Source organism: Shewanella sp. Isolate11 (genome assembly GCF_022398315.1).
Taxonomy (GTDB): Bacteria; Pseudomonadota; Gammaproteobacteria; order Enterobacterales; family Shewanellaceae; genus Shewanella.
Genome location: NZ_JAKEVF010000002.1, coordinates 722,630 through 740,233, shown reverse-complemented (window position 1 = coordinate 740,233; position 17,604 = coordinate 722,630). Strand labels below are relative to the sequence as shown.

At 44.4% G+C, this 17,604-nt stretch carries 16 protein-coding genes; 12 read left to right on the top strand and 4 right to left on the bottom strand.

Features of this window, described 5'->3' with window-relative positions; genetic code table 11:
• Positions 1-48: 48 nt before the first annotated feature.
• Both L1D21_RS08465 and rne read right to left on the bottom strand, forming a co-directional pair.
• Positions 49-1,605, bottom strand: coding sequence for a SulP family inorganic anion transporter (locus tag L1D21_RS08465; protein ID WP_239844795.1), 1,557 nt, complete (start codon positions 1,603-1,605; stop codon positions 49-51).
• Between the two features lie 144 nt (positions 1,606-1,749).
• Complete coding sequence (gene rne / locus L1D21_RS08460) at positions 1,750-5,109, bottom strand: ribonuclease E (protein WP_239844794.1); 3,360 nt, start codon at positions 5,107-5,109, stop codon at positions 1,750-1,752.
• 596 nt (positions 5,110-5,705) lie between these two features.
• Between rne and rluC the strand changes: the two genes are divergently transcribed.
• The gene (gene rluC, locus L1D21_RS08455) at positions 5,706-6,665 is read left to right on the top strand and encodes a 23S rRNA pseudouridine(955/2504/2580) synthase RluC (protein ID WP_239844793.1); all 960 of its coding nucleotides are present in this window, start codon (positions 5,706-5,708) and stop codon (positions 6,663-6,665) included.
• Positions 6,662-7,315, top strand: a complete 654-nt coding sequence (locus L1D21_RS08450) for an HAD-IA family hydrolase (protein ID WP_239844792.1) — start codon at positions 6,662-6,664, stop codon at positions 7,313-7,315. The genes rluC and L1D21_RS08450 overlap by 4 nt, the downstream gene beginning before the upstream one ends.
• A gap of 168 nt (positions 7,316-7,483) precedes the next feature.
• Here L1D21_RS08450 and L1D21_RS08445 read toward each other — a convergent pair whose 3' ends face one another.
• Positions 7,484-8,068, bottom strand: a complete 585-nt coding sequence (locus L1D21_RS08445) for a Maf family protein (protein WP_239844791.1) — start codon at positions 8,066-8,068, stop codon at positions 7,484-7,486.
• Between the two features lie 311 nt (positions 8,069-8,379).
• Here L1D21_RS08445 and yceD point away from each other — a divergent pair, with 311 nt between their 5' ends.
• From yceD to L1D21_RS08395, 10 genes are all read left to right on the top strand, one after another.
• Positions 8,380-8,904: a 23S rRNA accumulation protein YceD gene (gene yceD, locus L1D21_RS08440; protein WP_239844790.1), complete on the top strand. Its 525-nt coding sequence runs from the start codon at positions 8,380-8,382 to the stop codon at positions 8,902-8,904.
• 17 nt (positions 8,905-8,921) lie between these two features.
• Entirely contained in the window at positions 8,922-9,092 is a 171-nt protein-coding gene (gene rpmF, locus L1D21_RS08435; RefSeq protein ID WP_020913118.1) for a 50S ribosomal protein L32, read from the top strand.
• 15 nt (positions 9,093-9,107) lie between these two features.
• On the top strand, positions 9,108-10,136 hold the full coding sequence (plsX, locus tag L1D21_RS08430; protein ID WP_239844789.1) for a phosphate acyltransferase PlsX: 1,029 nt from the start codon (positions 9,108-9,110) through the stop codon (positions 10,134-10,136).
• Between the two features lie 11 nt (positions 10,137-10,147).
• Positions 10,148-11,107 (top strand): beta-ketoacyl-ACP synthase III, encoded by a 960-nt coding sequence (locus L1D21_RS08425; RefSeq protein ID WP_239844788.1) that lies wholly within the window; start codon positions 10,148-10,150, stop codon positions 11,105-11,107.
• 45 nt (positions 11,108-11,152) lie between these two features.
• Positions 11,153-12,079: an ACP S-malonyltransferase gene (gene fabD, locus L1D21_RS08420; protein ID WP_239844787.1), complete on the top strand. Its 927-nt coding sequence runs from the start codon at positions 11,153-11,155 to the stop codon at positions 12,077-12,079.
• Between the two features lie 11 nt (positions 12,080-12,090).
• Positions 12,091-12,837 (top strand): 3-oxoacyl-ACP reductase FabG, encoded by a 747-nt coding sequence (fabG, locus tag L1D21_RS08415; RefSeq protein WP_239844786.1) that lies wholly within the window; start codon positions 12,091-12,093, stop codon positions 12,835-12,837.
• 161 nt (positions 12,838-12,998) lie between these two features.
• Complete coding sequence (acpP, locus tag L1D21_RS08410) at positions 12,999-13,232, top strand: acyl carrier protein (protein ID WP_011865403.1); 234 nt, start codon at positions 12,999-13,001, stop codon at positions 13,230-13,232.
• A 187-nt stretch (positions 13,233-13,419) separates the two neighbouring features.
• The gene (gene fabF / locus L1D21_RS08405; RefSeq protein ID WP_239844785.1) at positions 13,420-14,661 is read left to right on the top strand and encodes a beta-ketoacyl-ACP synthase II; all 1,242 of its coding nucleotides are present in this window, start codon (positions 13,420-13,422) and stop codon (positions 14,659-14,661) included.
• Positions 14,662-15,147: 486 nt separating this feature from the next.
• Positions 15,148-15,627 (top strand): acyl-CoA thioesterase, encoded by a 480-nt coding sequence (locus tag L1D21_RS08400; protein ID WP_239844784.1) that lies wholly within the window; start codon positions 15,148-15,150, stop codon positions 15,625-15,627.
• 67 nt (positions 15,628-15,694) lie between these two features.
• Positions 15,695-16,573 carry an NAD(P)-dependent oxidoreductase gene (locus L1D21_RS08395; protein WP_239844783.1) on the top strand — a complete coding sequence of 293 codons (879 nt, stop codon included), beginning with the start codon at positions 15,695-15,697 and terminating at the stop codon, positions 16,571-16,573.
• Between the two features lie 57 nt (positions 16,574-16,630).
• Here L1D21_RS08395 and cdd read toward each other — a convergent pair whose 3' ends face one another.
• Positions 16,631-17,524, bottom strand: a complete 894-nt coding sequence (gene cdd / locus L1D21_RS08390) for a cytidine deaminase (protein ID WP_239844782.1) — start codon at positions 17,522-17,524, stop codon at positions 16,631-16,633.
• Positions 17,525-17,604 lie beyond the last annotated feature (80 nt).

The window sequence follows — 17,604 nt, the reverse complement described above, 5'->3', positions numbered from 1 at the left end:
TGCAGAAAAATAAAAGGCGCTTGAAGCGCCTTTTTTATCGATAAAAAATTAATCTAATTTGTCGTCAGCCACTTTATAGTGAGGATCTTCGATTAAATTCACTTCGACTAAATCCCCCGCTTTATGCAGTAATTGCTTACAGTCATTACTGAGGTGACGTAGATGTAAGCGTTTACCGGCGCTGACATAACGTTCCGCCAAGGTATCGATAGCTTCTAATGCTGAGTGATCGCATACCCGAGAATTTTCAAAATCGACTATCACATCTTCAGGGTCAGTTTGCGAGTGAAATAGCTCTAGAAACTCAGCAACAGAACCAAAGAACAGCGGACCGTTTAGTTTGTAAACTTTCCAACCATTAGCATCTTTGCTTATATTGACATTAATGTGCTTTGCATGTTCCCAAGCAAATACCAGTGCAGACACTATTACACCCACGAATACAGCGAAGGCGAGGTCGGTAAATACGGTGACCACAGTGACCAGTACAATGACGAAGGCATCGTGTTTAGGCACTTTACGCATTACTTTGAAACTGGCCCATTCGAAGGTACCAAGCACCACCATGAACATCACGCCGACCAAGGCAGCTAGAGGGATCATTTCAATCAGTGATGAGCCAAATAAAATAAAGGCGAGTAATGCCACTGCGGCAGTAATGCCTGATAGACGTCCACGACCACCCGAGTTGATGTTAATCATCGATTGACCAATCATGGCGCAACCACCCATAGCACCGAAGAAGCCACTGGTGATGTTACCTACACCTTGTCCAACACACTCTTTATTGCCTTTACCACGGCTGTTGGTCATCTCATCAATCACGGTCAGAGTCAGCAATGATTCAATCAAGCCAACGGCGGCCAAAATAAACGAATAGGGGAGAATGATGTATAAGGTTTCTAGATTAAATGGCACAGATGGAATGGCAAATGTTGGCAAGGAGCCAGCAATGGTTGCACTGTCATCACCGCTCATGGATTTTAAGAAATCGAGTACGTTACGGGTATCTAATTCGAAAAATACCACGATGGCTGTCACTGATAAAATCGCTGCCAATGATGAAGGGAATGCCGTTGTTAATTTAGGTAAAAAGTGGATAATCGCCATAGTTACGGCAACAAGAACAAGCATTAAGATTAATTGTTCTTGTGGGAGCCAAGTTAGCACACCACTTGCATCTGGTGCTTTAAATTGTCCCAATTGAGCAAGAAAGATAACGATTGCTAGACCATTAACAAAGCCTATCATCACCGGATAGGGCACAATGCGAATAAACTTTCCGAGTTTGAAAACACCACAAGCGACCTGAATTAATCCGGCTAAGACCACTGCGGCAAACAGATATTGCACGCCATGCTGCGCTACTAAGGCGACCATCACCACGGCCATAGCACCGGTGGCACCTGAGATCATGCCTGGTCGTCCACCGATTAATGCAGTAACCAAGCCCATAATAAATGCGGCATATAAACCCACCATTGGCTCTACACCAGCAACGAATGCAAATGCAACAGCTTCAGGTACTAGAGCTAGTGCTACAGTTAAGCCTGAAAGGATGTCTGCTTTGTGGCTTGAAGTTTTGTGACGAATGAGATCGAACATTTAGCCTCTGTTATAAATTTGTTAGTTATATAGTCTGCGGCCGCGAATACTAGCAAAATTCCCAGCTCAGTTAAATAAAAAGCCATGCGACTGCATGGCTTTTAAATTGAGGGGCGAATGAGATACGCCCCTTATAACGCAAAGTTATGGGCGTGCCATCTCTGATGTTGCACTGTCTTTGCGTGGTGCTGCGGCTTCGCTGCTAGTAGGCTTCTCTGTCGCTTGATATTGGCGACCAGTGGGCACTTCTACATTGGCTCGTGTTTCAACGCTTGGCTTGGTCGTCGTTGAACTCACCATTGTGCCGAAGCGACTTGAAGTACTCGTAGCAGGCTTAGCGCTAACTTCCACTTTGGCTTCTACAGGCTTAGTTTTAACAGGAGCCGAAACCGCTGGTGCGGAAATAGCTGCAGGTTTTGCCATTGGCGCTGAAGCTGCAGTTTCTTGAACTTTTTTTGCAGGCTTAGCGACAGTGGCTGCTGTTTTTGTTACGGCTTCATCAGCTTGAGTTTCAACAGCTTGCTTTTCAGCAACTTCAACTTTAACAGTCTCGGCTTCGACAGCCTTAGGCTCTACCGCTTCAGTTTCGGCTGCTTCAGTAGCAACTTTGGTGACTTCAGAAGCTTCTACATTTTCAGCGTTATCTGTATCAGCTGTTTGGCTTGCAACAGGCTCAGCTATTGGTGTTGACGTTACCTCTGAAACTGCTTCGTCAGCTTTAACATTTTCAGTAGGAGATTCAGTTGCTTCAGCCTTGCTGTCATCTTTTTTAGGTGAAGCGCCACGTTTAGGCTTAGCTTCAGCTTTAACTTCTTCTGCTTGTTCAACATTTGCTGGAGCAGCCTCGATAGCAACTTCAGCTTTTGCTTCAACGGTGGGCTCAACCTGAGTTTCACTCTGGATTTCAACACTAGCGGTTCCATCACTGGTTGTAGAAACGGCTTCAGTATCTAAGATTGGCGCAGTTTCAACATCGTTAGGAATGAAAGCGGGTTGCCCGTCTCCATTTGCTTCCTGTGATGGATCTTCATCACGGCGACGACGTTGGCCAGCGGCTCTTAGGTGACGAGGACTACGGCGACTGCGACGCTGACCGTCACGTGGTTCACGTTTTAATTCAGTGTCACTGTCGTCTGCACTTGTTTCGTCTTTAGCAACAGCATCAGCATCAACTAGAACTTCTGCACCTACCTGAACTTCGGCTTTAACGGGAGTGTCAACTTTCGTCTCAGCAGTGACAGTTTCAGTTGCTTCTGTATCGTTAGTTTCAGCAACATCTTGTTCAGACTTGGCTTGTTTTGGCTTAGCTTTACGTGGTTGACGTTTCGCTTTTGGTGCTTTGTCTTCAGCTTTAGTCGTCTCAACTTTTGGCTCAAGTTCAACATCACCGCTTTGAGCTTCAAGTGTTAATGCTGCTTCTTCAGCTTGTTGCTGTTCGCTTTGAACGCGGACTTTGCGACGCATATTACGACGTTGACGACGTTCTCTTGCAGCTTCCTGTTTAGGCTGCTTCTCAGTTGAAGTGTCGGCTGCTTTTTGAGGAGATTCCGATTTAACATCGTCACGTTTTACACGTTTATTGTCGTTACGGCCTTTAGATGTACTGGTTTCATTTGAACCGGCTTTTTGATTGCGATTGCGTTTGTTATCGGTTTCTTTGATATCGGCTTCTTCGCGGTTACGACGATTGTCGTTACGGCGGTTGTTACGACGACCTTTGCTATTATTGCTGTTACTGCGATTTTGTGAATTACGACGAGGCTGCTGTTTGCTCTTTTGCTGCTCCTCAGTTGAGTCATTTGTACTGAATAAACTACCAAGGGCTTTTAGTAGTTTAGAGAATAACCCAGGTGAAGCCGACTTTTCCGCCGTTTTGGCAGTTGGAGCGGTCGCTGTCTGTGGCGCAGTCTTGGTTGGTGCGGCGAAGCCTTTTAATGCAGGCTCTGGAGAGGCTGCTCGCTCAAATTTACGCGGTTCATAAAGTTTACTTTCTGGCGTTTCAAGTAATTTGTAACTTGATTCGCTGATCTCATCATCTTTACGATGACGTGTTACACGATAATCCGGTGTCGTCATGTTTGGATCTGGGATCACGTAAACTTCAACATCATGACGCTGTTCTGTAATACGAATTGCTTTACGCTTCTCATTCAACAAGAATGCGGCCACATCGACAGGGACTACCGCTTCGATTTGCGAAGTGTTTTCTTTAATCGCTTCTTCTTCCATTAGACGAAGAATCGATAGCGCTAATGATTCGGTGCCTCGAATAGTACCTTGACCATGACAGCGTGGGCACAGATGGGCAGCAGACTCTTCAAGAGAAGGACGTAGGCGCTGACGAGACATCTCCATCAAGCCAAAGCGAGAGATACGGCCAAGCTGTACTCGAGCTCTGTCAGGGTGAACGGCATCACGCATTCTATTTTCAACTTCACGCTGATGCCTTACCGGTGTCATATCGATGAAATCAATCACCACGAGACCACCTAAGTCTCGTAGACGTAACTGGCGTGCAATTTCATCTGCGGCTTCAAGGTTCGTATTCAGTGCGGTTTCTTCAATATCTCCACCTTTAGTGGCGCGGGCAGAGTTGATATCGATAGAGGTCAGTGCTTCGGTTGGATCGATAACAATCGAACCACCAGATGGTAATCTCACTTCACGTTGGAAAGCCGATTCAATCTGGGTTTCGATCTGGAAATGAGTGAAGAGTGGCACTTCAGCTTCGTAACGCTTAATTCGATCGACAAAGTCTGGACGAACTAAAGAAACATGTTGTTTCGCTTGCTCATAAATACGAGCGTGGTCGATAAGCACCTCACCAACATCACGACGTAAATAATCACGGATTGCGCGAACGATAACATTACTTTCTTGATGGATTAAGAAAGGCGCAGGGCGTGATTGTGCAGCTTCTTCGATGGCAGCCCAGTGGTGTTGTAGGACTTTTAAATCCCATTTCAGTTCGGCGGCATCTTTACCTACACCAGCGGTACGTACAATTAAGCCCATGCCTTGTGGAACTTCGAGCTCAGAAAGCGCTGCTTTAAGTTCGGTTCGCTCGTCACCTTCAATACGGCGTGAAATACCACCTGCACGAGGGTTATTCGGCATTAATACTAAGTATGAACCTGCCAAACTGATGAAAGTGGTTAGTGCCGCACCTTTGTTGCCACGTTCTTCTTTGTCAATTTGAACAATAACTTCTTGTCCTTCTTTAACAACCTCTTTGATGCTCGGACGGCCTTGGAATGAGTAACCTTTTGGGAAATATTCGCGAGCAATTTCTTTGAGAGGAAGGAAACCATGGCGTTCTGCGCCATAGTCGACAAATGCGGCTTCAAGTGAAGGTTCTACGCGGGTGATTTTACCTTTGTAGATATTGGCTTTTTTCTGCTCATGACCTGGGCTTTCAATGTCTAAGTCATATAGCTGTTGCCCATCAACAAGGGCAACACGCAACTCTTCAGATTGAGTTGCATTAATTAACATCCGTTTCATGATGACGTATTTCTTCTTAAAATAAGGTCATCAAACCACACTTATTTCGATGCATTACGGGCCCAGATCTGGAGTGAAGCCTCTCGGCTTGGGTCTCGGCTTAAGGTGCGCAATTTTGTAAGACGCAATCTCTGCGTGTCGCTACCTATTTATGGCTTATTTTTTAATGTTACTAAAAACAAGGAATTCGTTGTAAAACGTCAACCAACCCCATAAATTCTATTGTTCTTTCCGGTAATGCCAAAATCGATAAGTGTTTGTCTGACGACAAGTTAAAATTAAACTTCGAATTTGGGGGCGCTATTCTTAGAGAAACCACGTTGAAATGTGGCATTGATACTGTGTTTAGTCGTTCAAACTCGTTTTCTCGGTTTATTTTTATGCAACGACTTGCAAATCAATGAGTTGCTACTCAGTAAAAATGTTTTTTAGTCTCGGCTCTTCGCGCTTGCTTTGGGGGATTTATGAACACTTTATTCAGCTTTTATCCCCATTAGCGAGGCAAATATAGCAACAATACATAATTTCAGCAAATGGAAAGGCATAAAAGATGTTAGTTGTGTACAATAAGCCTCTTGAAAGAGACAAGGCTAAACATGAATAATCCACAACCTTTAAATAAAGTCGAATTAGTTACAATAGATGAAGACCATTTAGGGCAACGTATCGACAATTATCTTGTGACCAAATTAAAAGGTGTACCTAAGAGCATGATATACCGGATCGTGCGTAAGGGAGAGGTGCGTGTAAATAAAAAGCGCATTAAGCCTGAGTACAAGTTACAAGATGGTGATGTGGTGCGGATCCCGCCTGTTAGAGTTTCCAACAATGAAGATAAGCCGGGCCCAAGTACCAAACTCACTAAAGTTTCACAACTGGAAGATCGCATCGTATTCGAAGATAAATCGATTATCGTGCTTAACAAACCTGCAGGCATTGCCGTACATGGTGGTAGTGGTGTCGACTTTGGTGTCATCGAAGCGATGCGTTCATTACGTCCGCAACAGAAGTTTTTAGAATTGGTGCATCGTCTCGATAAAGATACATCCGGCGTGTTACTGATTGCCAAAAAGCGCAGCGCATTAAAACATCTGCACGATCAGTTGCGTTATAAGAAAATGCAGAAAGATTACTTTGCGCTAGTGCGAGGCGAATGGCAGTCACATGATAAAGTGGTTAATGCGCCCTTGCTCAAGTTGACATTAAAATCCGGTGAGCGAATCGTTCGGGTTAACAAAGAGGGCAAAGCCTCTGAAACTCGTTTTAAAATTAAGCAGCGTTATAAAGGCGCAACCTTGGTACAGGCCAGCCCTGTAACAGGCCGAACTCATCAGATCCGTGTGCATTGCCAATACGCAGGTCACCCTATTGCTTGTGATGAAAAATACAGTGAGCAGAAGTTTGACGATAGTATGAGGGCACTCGGATTAAATCGTCTGTTTTTACATGCCGCGCAGCTGAAATTTATTCATCCGTTAACCGAAGAGATTATGCAAGTTAAAGCCCCTTTAGATGAGGCGTTAGAGCTGTTATTAAATAAGTTGGAAAAAGTATGAAACGATATGAGCTAGTCATCTTCGATTGGGATGGCACCTTGATGGATTCGATTGGGAAAATTGTTGCCTGTATGCAACAAACGGCTAAAGAGCTGAGTATGTTAGTGCCAACAGAAGCCGCTGTACGAGACATCATAGGTTTATCTATGGATGAAGCTCTCAATACCTTACATCCAACAGCTTGTGCTAAAACCCGAGAAGATATGATTGCAGTGTATCGCCAGCAGTATTTGCAACTTAATAAAACTCCAAGCCCAGTTTTTGATGGTGCTGAAGAGTTATTACTTACGCTTAAAGATTCTGGCCATAAACTTGCTGTTGCAACGGGTAAAGCAAGAGCGGGTTTAAATCGAGTATTAAATGAGACCGGATTTGCTGCGCATTTTCACGGCAGTCGCTGTGCCGATGAAGCTAAGAGCAAGCCAGATCCACAGATGCTGCATGAACTATTAGTACAATTAAATGTGGCGCCTGAAAAAGCGGTGATGGTGGGGGATTCTATTCACGATCTTACAATGGCAAAAAATGCCGGCATCGATGCTATTGGTGTGAGTTATGGTGCTCACAATGAGCAGATTTTAAAGCAAGCTCAGCCCATTGCCATTGTTGCTTCACCTCTCGCCATGTTGCCTGTGATTATGGAAGTCTAACGACGAGCTGAATTGTATACAAAGTTGTGTATATACAAGTTGTAATAAGCCATAAGTAATAAACCCAGAAAACAGAGTAGAGTCGGCGAAGGTATTATGGAACACTTTTATTCGCAGCTGTAGACGCTTTGTTATTTATCTTTTTGGCTTATCGCAACTTTCACTGCTTTAAGGATTCAACACATCCACACCTTGGGCTAATAACATTTCGGTGAGCAAGATTAATGGCAAGCCAACCAAGCAGTTTGGATCGCGTCCTTCCAATTGGGTAAACAAAGCGATACCTAACCCTTCACACATAAAGCTGCCTGCACAATATAGTGGTTGCTCCTTGTCGACGTAGTAACGTATCTGAGCTTCAGTTAAATCTCTAAAATGGACCGTAAAGGTTTCATACCTAACATCTATGCTGTCTGCCGCAACATTATACAGGGCGAGTCCTGTATAAAAATTAATTTTACGGCCTGAGAAACTCATTAACTGTTTCACGGCATTTTCGCTAGTGAGGGGTTTGCCAATGATCTTGCCGTTCAACACAGCCGCTTGATCTGAGCCAATGATGATGCCAGTTTGCTTACCTTCTGCACCAGCTTTGGCTTTAGCGCTTGCTAAACGCATCACCATTTGTTGGGCGGTTTCAGACTCGAGAGGGGTCTCATCTGTATCTACACTACAGGTTTCAAAAGGAATGGCTAACTTTTCTAATAATAACTTTCGATAACTGGATGTAGAGGCAAGCACTAATGCTGACATATTGCATCTCTCCATGGAAAAATGAGATGAGATCTGAGACCTTGGACTTGTAGCTAACGATAGGACAACAGGGTCTCAATAAGGATGTCATTTATGCTAACAGTTTTCTTGCTTAAATAGACTAAAATTAACGTCGAATGCTACTATTTTAAGCGTGTTGGGCTTGAGTATATACTTGGGCTTGGGTAAAATTTTGGCTCCAACAATTTTGGATTTTATTAGGTGTTTTATGGGAATCGTTACCTTGATCTATATAAGGTGAGTAATTTTCCTTTGACTCCGAGTAATTCAAACTATAATATGCGCGCCTTATGCAAACAGTAAAGATACCGGTTTCAATTGATCCTAACCGCGCGGCGGCAAGTAAGCTTTCTTATGAGGGCTATATTCCTGGCGTCCAGCTGAAGCGATTAAATGAGTTATGTGCCGGCGACTGTTCCGATGTGGCAGTGTCGCTTGAATGTGGCGTAGATATACAGGGGATAGTCTACCTGAAAGGGAAGGCTGTGACGGAGCTCACTCTGAATTGTCAACGTTGCATGACGCTTTATACCACTGAGGTTACGGTCGACTTTTGTTTTAGCCCTTGCGGGTCTGAGGCAGAAATCGATGAGCTCCCGGATGCGTATGACCCTATTGAGTGCAATGAGATAGGTGAAGTTCGTCTGCATCAATTGATTGAAGATGAATTGATAGTTGCTATGCCATTAATACCCATGCATGAAGACGAAAGTTGTAATGAAGGGGACCAAGACATAGTAGTAGGCGAGATTGAACCCGCTCAAGAGGAGCGTCCAAATCCGTTTGCAGTGTTAGAAAAACTGAAGAGCAAGTAATCTAGGAGACAGGTCAAATGGCTGTACAACAGAATAAAAAATCTCGTTCAAAGCGCGGTATGCGTCGTTCACATGATTCATTGAGCACTGCTCAATTATCTGTAGATGCAACAAGCGGTGAACTACACCGTCGTCACAACGTGACAGCTGACGGTTTCTACCGTGGTCAAAAGGTTATCAACAAGTAATTTGTTGATCATCTTATGACTGATCTGACGCTTGCGTTAGATGCGATGGGGGGCGACTTTGGCCCCCGCATCACAGTGCCTGCAACTCTGCAGGCACTTCGCTTATATCCCTTTTTAAATGTCATTATCGTTGGCGATAGAGCTCAAATCGAGCCGCTATTAAGCCAATGCGACTCTGCTGTTCTTTCGAGAATTGAGATTGTACATACGACTGAAGTCGTGCAAATGTGCGATCGTCCTGTGCATGCGCTTCGCAACTGCAAACAGAGTTCAATGCGATTAGCGGTTGAGTTGGTTCGTGATAATAAGGCTCAAGCTTGTATAAGTGCTGGAAATACCGGTGCCTTAATGGCTATCTCCAAGGTATTGCTCAAGACACTGCCAGGTATCGATAGGCCTGCATTGGTGAGCTGTTTACCGGCAGTAACTCATAAACCCGTTTATCTTCTCGACTTAGGTGCTAATGTCTCATGCTGCTCTGAAACCCTGTTCCAGTTTGCGGTTATGGGCTCTGTATTATGCGAAGCGGTCGATAAAAATCCCAAGCCTAAAGTTGCATTACTCAATGTTGGTATTGAAGAAATAAAAGGCAATGATCAGGTTCAGCAAGCAGGACAGCTGTTACAGCAAAGCTCGCATCTAAATTACACAGGCTTCATCGAGGGCGATAATATATACTCAGGTGAAGTGGATGTGATTGTTTGTGATGGTTTTGTTGGCAATATCACTTTAAAAACATCAGAGGGGATCGCTAGACTCCTCGTCCATCAGTTAAAGAAAGGATTAACTCAGGGCTTTTTTGTACGATTAATGGCCAAGTTAATCGCTCCGCGGATCAATAGTGTGCTAAATCAGATGAACCCCGACCACTATAATGGGGCAAGTCTGATAGGATTGCGCGGAATTGTAGTGAAAAGTCATGGAAGTGCCGATGAGACAGCCTATTTACAAGCAATTAGTTTAGCTGTTACCGAAGCACAACGTCGACTTCCTGAGATGATTGAACAACGTCTCGAGTCGATCCTTTTAGACATAAATAACTGATATCTCCTTATATGCATACAAAAATTCTCGGAACGGGCAGTTATGTGCCAGCGCAAGTCCGTAGCAATCAAGATCTGGAACAGATGGTGGAAACCAGTGACCAGTGGATTGTTGAACGAACCGGTATTTCAGAGCGCAGAATAGCCGCCAGCGACGAATCTGTTACCACCATGGGCCACCAAGCAGCGTTAAAAGCGCTTGAGATGGCAGGTATTGAAGCCAGTGAATTAGACATGATTGTCTGCGGCACAACCAGTGCCAGTAATGCATTTCCTGCTGCAGCATGTGAAATTCAAGCCTTGTTGGGCGTACACACTATCCCTGCATTTGATGTGGCAGCTGCATGTTCAGGTTTCGTTTATGCTTTATCTGTAGCTGATCAATTTGTTAAAACCGGCTCAGCTAAGAAAGTATTGGTGATTGGTGCTGACGTATTATCACGTCTCTGTCATCCAGATGATCGCTCGACAATTATCTTGTTTGGTGATGGTGCTGGTGCTGCGGTGATTGGTGCCTCTGATACACCAGGTATTTTATCGACTCATATTTATGCCGATGGCCGTCAAGGCGATCTGCTAAAGTGTCAATTTCCACCTCGTGCAGGTGAAACGACTGAAGCCGTTGGTTTCATGACTATGAAAGGTAATGACGTATTTAAAGTTGCAGTCACCCAGCTATCTCATGTGGTGACAGAAACATTACGTATCAACCAAATTGAGAAGTCTGAAATCGATTGGCTAGTTCCCCATCAAGCTAATTTCCGCATTATTAAAGCGACAGCCAAAAAATTGGATATGAGCTTAGATAAAGTGGTTCTCACCTTGGCCAAACACGGAAACACATCTGCTGCATCTGTGCCTATTGCACTGGATGAAGCTGTACGTGACGGACGTATTCAGCGTGGTCAACTATTATTGTTAGAAGCTTTTGGCGCCGGGTTTGCTTGGGGCAGTGCATTAGTTCGTTTTTAAATTCGTTTTCTATAATAGATTTGATTTAGCAAAGGTATAAAAATAATGGAAAAAATTGCTTATGTTTTTCCTGGGCAAGGATCTCAGACCGTAGGTATGTTGGCCGACTTAGCCGCAGAACATGCGATTGTGACGCAGACTTTCAGCGAAGCAAGCCAAGTATTAGGTTATGACTTATGGCAGTTAGTACAAGATGGACCTGCTGAAACCTTAAATGAAACAGATAAGACTCAGCCTGCACTGCTTACGGCAAGTGTTGCTATCTGGCGTGCAATTGAGGCTACAGGAGTGGCTAAGCCTGAGGTATTAGCCGGTCATAGTCTAGGCGAATACTCAGCATTAGTGTGTGCTGGTGTGATTGACTTTACTGATGCTGTCAAACTGGTTGAATTGCGTGGCCAATTGATGCAACAAGCGGTTCCTGCTGGAACTGGTGCTATGTTTGCCATCATCGGCCTCGATAATGATGCAATTCAACAGGCATGTGATGATTCGGCGCAAGGGGCTGTTGTCAGCCCTGTTAACTTCAATAGTCCAGGTCAAGTTGTGATTGCTGGTGAGAAAGAAGCCGTTGAACGTGCCGCTGCGGCTTGTAAAGAAGCCGGTGCCAAAATGGCGGTAGCTTTACCTGTAAGCGTGCCATCACATTGCCAACTAATGAAGCCTGCGGCAGATAAATTAGCCGAGGCATTAGCCGCCATTAGCTTCTCTGCACCTAGCATTAAAGTGATCAATAATGTCGATGTAGCTGCACCACAAACTGCGCAGGAGATAAAAGATGCACTCGTTCGTCAACTCTACTGCCCAGTAAGATGGTCAGAAACAGTAGAAGCTATGGCCGCTGAGGGTGTAACACAGTTAGTGGAAGTCGGTCCCGGTAAAGTGTTAACCGGGCTTGCAAAGAGAATTAATCGATCCTTGGGTGCTAAAGTGGCCAATGATCCTGCCTCGGTTGCAGCACTGAGCGAATAAAGGAGTTTTTGATGAGTTTCAATTTTGATTTAACTGGCAAAGTGGCATTAGTCACTGGTGCTAGCCGCGGTATTGGGCGCGCTGTTGCAGAAACTTTAGTGCAAGCTGGAGCGACAGTTATTGGTACAGCTACCAGTGAACGTGGCGCAGAGGCAATTCAAAGTTATTTGGGTGATAAAGGTCACGGCTTGGTATTAAATGTTACCGATCCTGATTCAATTGCCGATTTATTCGCCTTGATCAAAGAAAAAGCTGGCGATGTTGATATTCTGGTTAATAATGCAGGTATCACGCGTGATAATTTATTGATGCGTATGAAAGAGGAAGAGTGGGTTGATATCATTGATACTAACTTAAGCTCTCTCTATCGCACTTCTAAACCAGTGCTACGCGCTATGATGAAAAAACGTGGTGGTCGCATTATTAATATCGGCTCTGTCGTAGGAACCATGGGCAATCCTGGCCAAACAAACTATTGTGCGGCGAAGGCTGGCTTAATTGGGTTTACAAAATCTCTTGCAAGAGAAGTTGCATCTCGTCAAATAACAGTTAATGCTATTGCTCCTGGATTTATCCAGACTGATATGACAGATGAGCTGACTGAAGAGCAGCAAAAAGGTATCATGTCTCAAGTTCCGATGGAAAGATTAGGTCAACCGCAAGAAATTGCGAATGCAGTACTATTTTTAGCCTCGGATTCAGCTGCTTACATTACAGGGGAAACTCTGCATGTAAACGGCGGCATGTATATGGTTTAATCAATTAGTTTTAACAACTAACTGATTTTGATTGAATTTGGGCGTAAATTTACGTAGGTTTCGTGGTTTGACCACAAAAGTTAAGCTTGCATTGTGTGCCAAATTGAATAAACTACTCGCAATCTTACGCAAGTGCGTAATTTGAATAGGAAAGAAAACTAATGAGCAACATCGAAGAACGTGTAAAGAAAATCATTATCGAGCAACTGGGCGTTAAAGAAGAAGACGTTAAACCAGCAGCATCTTTCGTAGACGACCTAGGTGCAGATTCTCTGGACACCGTTGAGTTGGTAATGGCTCTAGAAGAAGAGTTTGACACTGAGATCCCTGATGAAGAAGCAGAAAAGATCACTACTGTTCAAGCAGCGATCGATTACGTTTCTAAGAATCAGTAATACTGAATTCTAAAAAACAGGCGGCTATTATGCCGCCTGTTTTTGTTTTAGGTTTTGGAAATTTATACAACAGCATATTTCCTGTAAGGTTTTGCTGTGGTTGTTGTGCTATAAATTATTAATCTTTATTTCCTTTTAATTGCCTTTGTTGAGGCAAATTGTCATAACTTTAGTAGAAGGTGAAAACGTGTCTAAACGTCGTGTAGTCGTAACAGGTCTTGGTCTCGTCACTCCTGTAGGCAATACCGTAGATACGTCCTGGAAAGCGTTAGTCTCAGGACAAAGCGGTATTGCGCCTATAACAAAATTTGATGCCACAGAGTATTCCACGCGTATTAGTGGTTCAGTTAAAGATTTTGATGTTGAGCAATATCTGTCTAAGAAAGATGCTCGTAAGATGGATTTATTTATTCAGTATGGATTAGCGGCTGGTATTCAGGCGATTAAAGATGCTGGATTAGATATGGAACAAGAAGATCCTACTCGTGTCGGTACTGCGATTGGTGCAGGTATGGGAGGAATGCCTTTAATTGAGGCGGCGCACACTAGTTTAATGAATGGTGGCCCACGTAAAATCTCACCTTTTTTTGTTCCTAGCACCATTATTAATATGGTCGCAGGTCACCTTTCTATCATGTACGGTATGACTGGTCCTAATTTTGCTGTTACTACAGCATGTACGACAGGCGTACATAATATCGGTTTTGCTGCGCGTACAATTGCTTACGGTGACGCCGATGTGATGGTTGCCGGTGGTGCTGAAGATGTGACTTGTCCATTGGCCGTCGGAGGTTTCGGTTCGGCTAAAGCATTATCGACACGTAACGATGATCCCACTGCAGCGAGCCGTCCATGGGACAAAGACCGTGATGGTTTTGTGATTGGTGATGGTGCTGGCGTGATGGTCATGGAAGAATATGAACATGCTAAAGCGCGTGGTGCCACGATATACGGTGAGCTTGTGGGTTTTGGTATGAGTGGTGACGCTTTCCATATGACATCACCTCCAGCCGATGGCGCTGGTGCTGCAGCTGCAATGGAAAATGCGATCAAGGATGCGGGAATTGATAAAGCCCTAATCGGTTATATTAATGCTCATGGTACCTCGACGCCAGCCGGCGATAAGGCTGAAGTGGCAGCGGTTAAGTCAGTGTTCGAGCAACATGCTTATGATCTATTAGTGAGCTCGACTAAGTCGATGACCGGCCATCTTTTAGGTGCAGCGGGTTCTGTTGAGGCTATTATCACCTTGTTGGCGCTTCGCGATCAAATTGTGCCTCCAACACTGAATCTTGATAACCCTGATGAAGGTTGTGATTTAGATTTTGTGCCTCATACCGCTCGTGAACATAGCTTCGAATATGCGTTATGTAATTCGTTTGGTTTCGGTGGGACTAATGGTTCATTACTGTTTAAACGTGGCGAATAAGCTTTAAACCGCAAAAAAGCACCTTCGGGTGCTTTTTTTATATCGATATGTTGTGGTCCGATTGGCCTATTAATAGATATCTGTATCACTAAGACTCAATTATACCAATTAGTATAAAGGTGTGATCGCTAAGCGAGAATTTAGTGTTTCTGAGGCAAGAAGTGAAGAGTATAGTTGTTCTGCTGTCAAATTCGTCGACACAGCATCAGAAGTGCTAAAGCTCGCTTGTTAGACGTATTTAGGGCTGCCTACTTATAGGTTGGATGGTCTCACTAGGAATAACCCTTCCATCATCCACTGCCTTGAATGAGTTGCCAAAAAACGTTGAGTAGATCATTTCCTCATACTAATTGGTATTATCCACTTCTGTATGAAATCGCGTAGTTTATTCACGATTAAAATTGGTTTATTGGGATAATCTTAGATATTCGCTGGCTTTATTTTGCAGTACACTCTAAGCAAATCATCTGAATCGAGCAAATCGATATGGCCGGAAAAGAAAGAGAGATCACTTTACGATTTTTAGCTGAGCCTGCCGACGTTAACTTTGGTGGCAAGGTGCACGGCGGTGCGGTTATGAAGTGGATTGACTTAGCGGCTTACGCCTGCGCAGCTGCTTGGAGCGGGAAATACTGTATTACCGCTTATGCAGGGGGGATTCGTTTTGTTAAACCTATTTTGGTCGGCAATATCGTTGAAGTGAGTGCCAAGGTTATTTACACCGGCAGAACCTCAATGCATTTAGGTATTGATGTCAAGGCGGGCGATCCTAAAAACCCTGAACGTCATCTTACGACCCACTGTATTGTTATCATGGTTGCCGTTGATGATGAAGGACAACCTACCGGGGTGCCTGAGTGGGTTCCAGTTACCGAGTCGGATAAAGTTATGCGCGATTCTGCTATTCGATTAATGGAAATGCGCAAAAAAATTGGCGCCGAAATGGAAGCCCACCTTAAACCTTAACGTTATTGCAGCTTAAGGTTTTATATTTTTAAAATTTATACTTTCAGATAAATAGATAGGATTATTCATGGCAAAGGTCGCATTTTTAGGATTAGGTGTAATGGGCTACCCGATGGCTGGACACTTAGTTAAACATGGTCATGAGGTTACCGTTTATAACCGCACCACAGCCAAAGCCTCTGCTTGGGCACAAGAGCATGGCGGTCAGTTTTGTGATACACCTTTTGGAGCGGCTAAAGGTCAAGACTTTGTGTTTGTGTGTGTTGGGAATGATGATGATTTACGCTCGGTGATCTTAGGTGAACAGGGCGCGCTTGCAGCCATGGAAGCCGGTAGCATCTTGGTCGATCACACAACGGCTTCTGCCGATGTTGCCAGAGAAATAGGCGCATTGGCTGCGACGAAGGGCGTCGGCTTCATCGATGCCCCGGTATCAGGTGGTCAAGCTGGTGCTGAAAATGGCGTATTAACCGTGATGATTGGTGGCGAACAATCGACATTTGATAAGGCAAAACCGGTAATGCAGGCCTATGCTCGTTGCGCTGAACTATTGGGCGAAGTAGGTAGCGGTCAATTAACCAAGATGGTAAATCAAATCTGTATCGCGGGTGTGGTTCAAGGTTTAGCTGAAGGTTTGCACTTTGCTCGTAGTGCCGGACTCGACGGTGAGAAAGTGGTTGAGGTGATCAGCAACGGCGCAGCCCAATCTTGGCAAATGGAAAATCGTTATCAAACCATGTGGCAAGGTGAGTATAACTTGGGCTTTGCAGTTGACTGGATGCGTAAAGATTTGGGCATTGCACTCGATGAAGCTCGCCGTAATGGGTCGCAATTGCCACTTACCGCGTTAGTCGATCAGTTTTATTCAGATGTGCAGGCCAGTGGCGGCCAGCGTTGGGACACTTCAAGCCTACTTTCTCGTTTAGAGCGCAATCGAAATAAATAACATAATAAAAAGGACTGCATTGCAGTCCTTTTTATATCGTCATCAGTTAAGCATCATCTAACTGATAGGGTCAATCGCAATATGTTCTAGTTCTATGGCTGCCACAGTGTGCAGCGCATCCATCGTCGCGCCCACCAATGATATTTTTCCTTGGCTTGATTCAACTAGCACCGCACGGTTAATTTCACTAAAGTCTCGATTGTGTCTTGCCATCGCCGACAGTGCCATTTGCATGGGTAACATGGATGGGTTAAATGCTGCATTTTCAGCATAACGACCACAGAAGGTTTGTCCATCTTTGGTTTCTAACACTACGGCTGCGTAGCTGTTTGAATATGGCGCGTAACTTAGGCTTGCATGGTCTAAGGCTTCGATGATCATCGGATCGCTACTGTCTAAGGCAAATTCATGTTGTTGCTTTGATAGTAGAGGGGGGGTGATATTAAGATCACTCGGTCCGAAAGCATAGGGTAAGTAATGAGACAATGGCTTCGCGCTTTGTCCCGGCAAGTGGATATTAATCTGTTGACCCGCCACAAGCTCATTCATAAATTGGCGGCAGTGACCACAAGGTGAAGCATTGACTATGATATCTTCAATCTCGGTTTCACCGCTTAACCATGCATGACTAATGGCACTTTGTTCGGCATGAACACTGTGAAATAGCGCTTCACCAGCCAATTCAAGGTTAGCTCCCATGTAGATATCGCCACTTTTTCCCTTGGCGATAGCGCCCACATAAAACTCGCTTATTGGTGGTTTTGCTAATGCCGCCGCTACCGGAAGAAGCTTCAGCAGCAGTTGTTCGCTTGGGAGGTGAGTAGCCGTTGCGAGATCGGCAATTTGTTTAGCATCTATATGACCAGCAAAATCATGATTTAGCAGGGGAACTAATTTGTCTGCCAGCGGTGCTGGCATATTAGCTATGCAGTGAATAAACCTATCTTGCATCAGCTTTGTCCTTTTAAATATTCGACGATGGGTTAATCATTTTAGCGATTAAGCCTGCATGATGATGGGATCCTTATCCC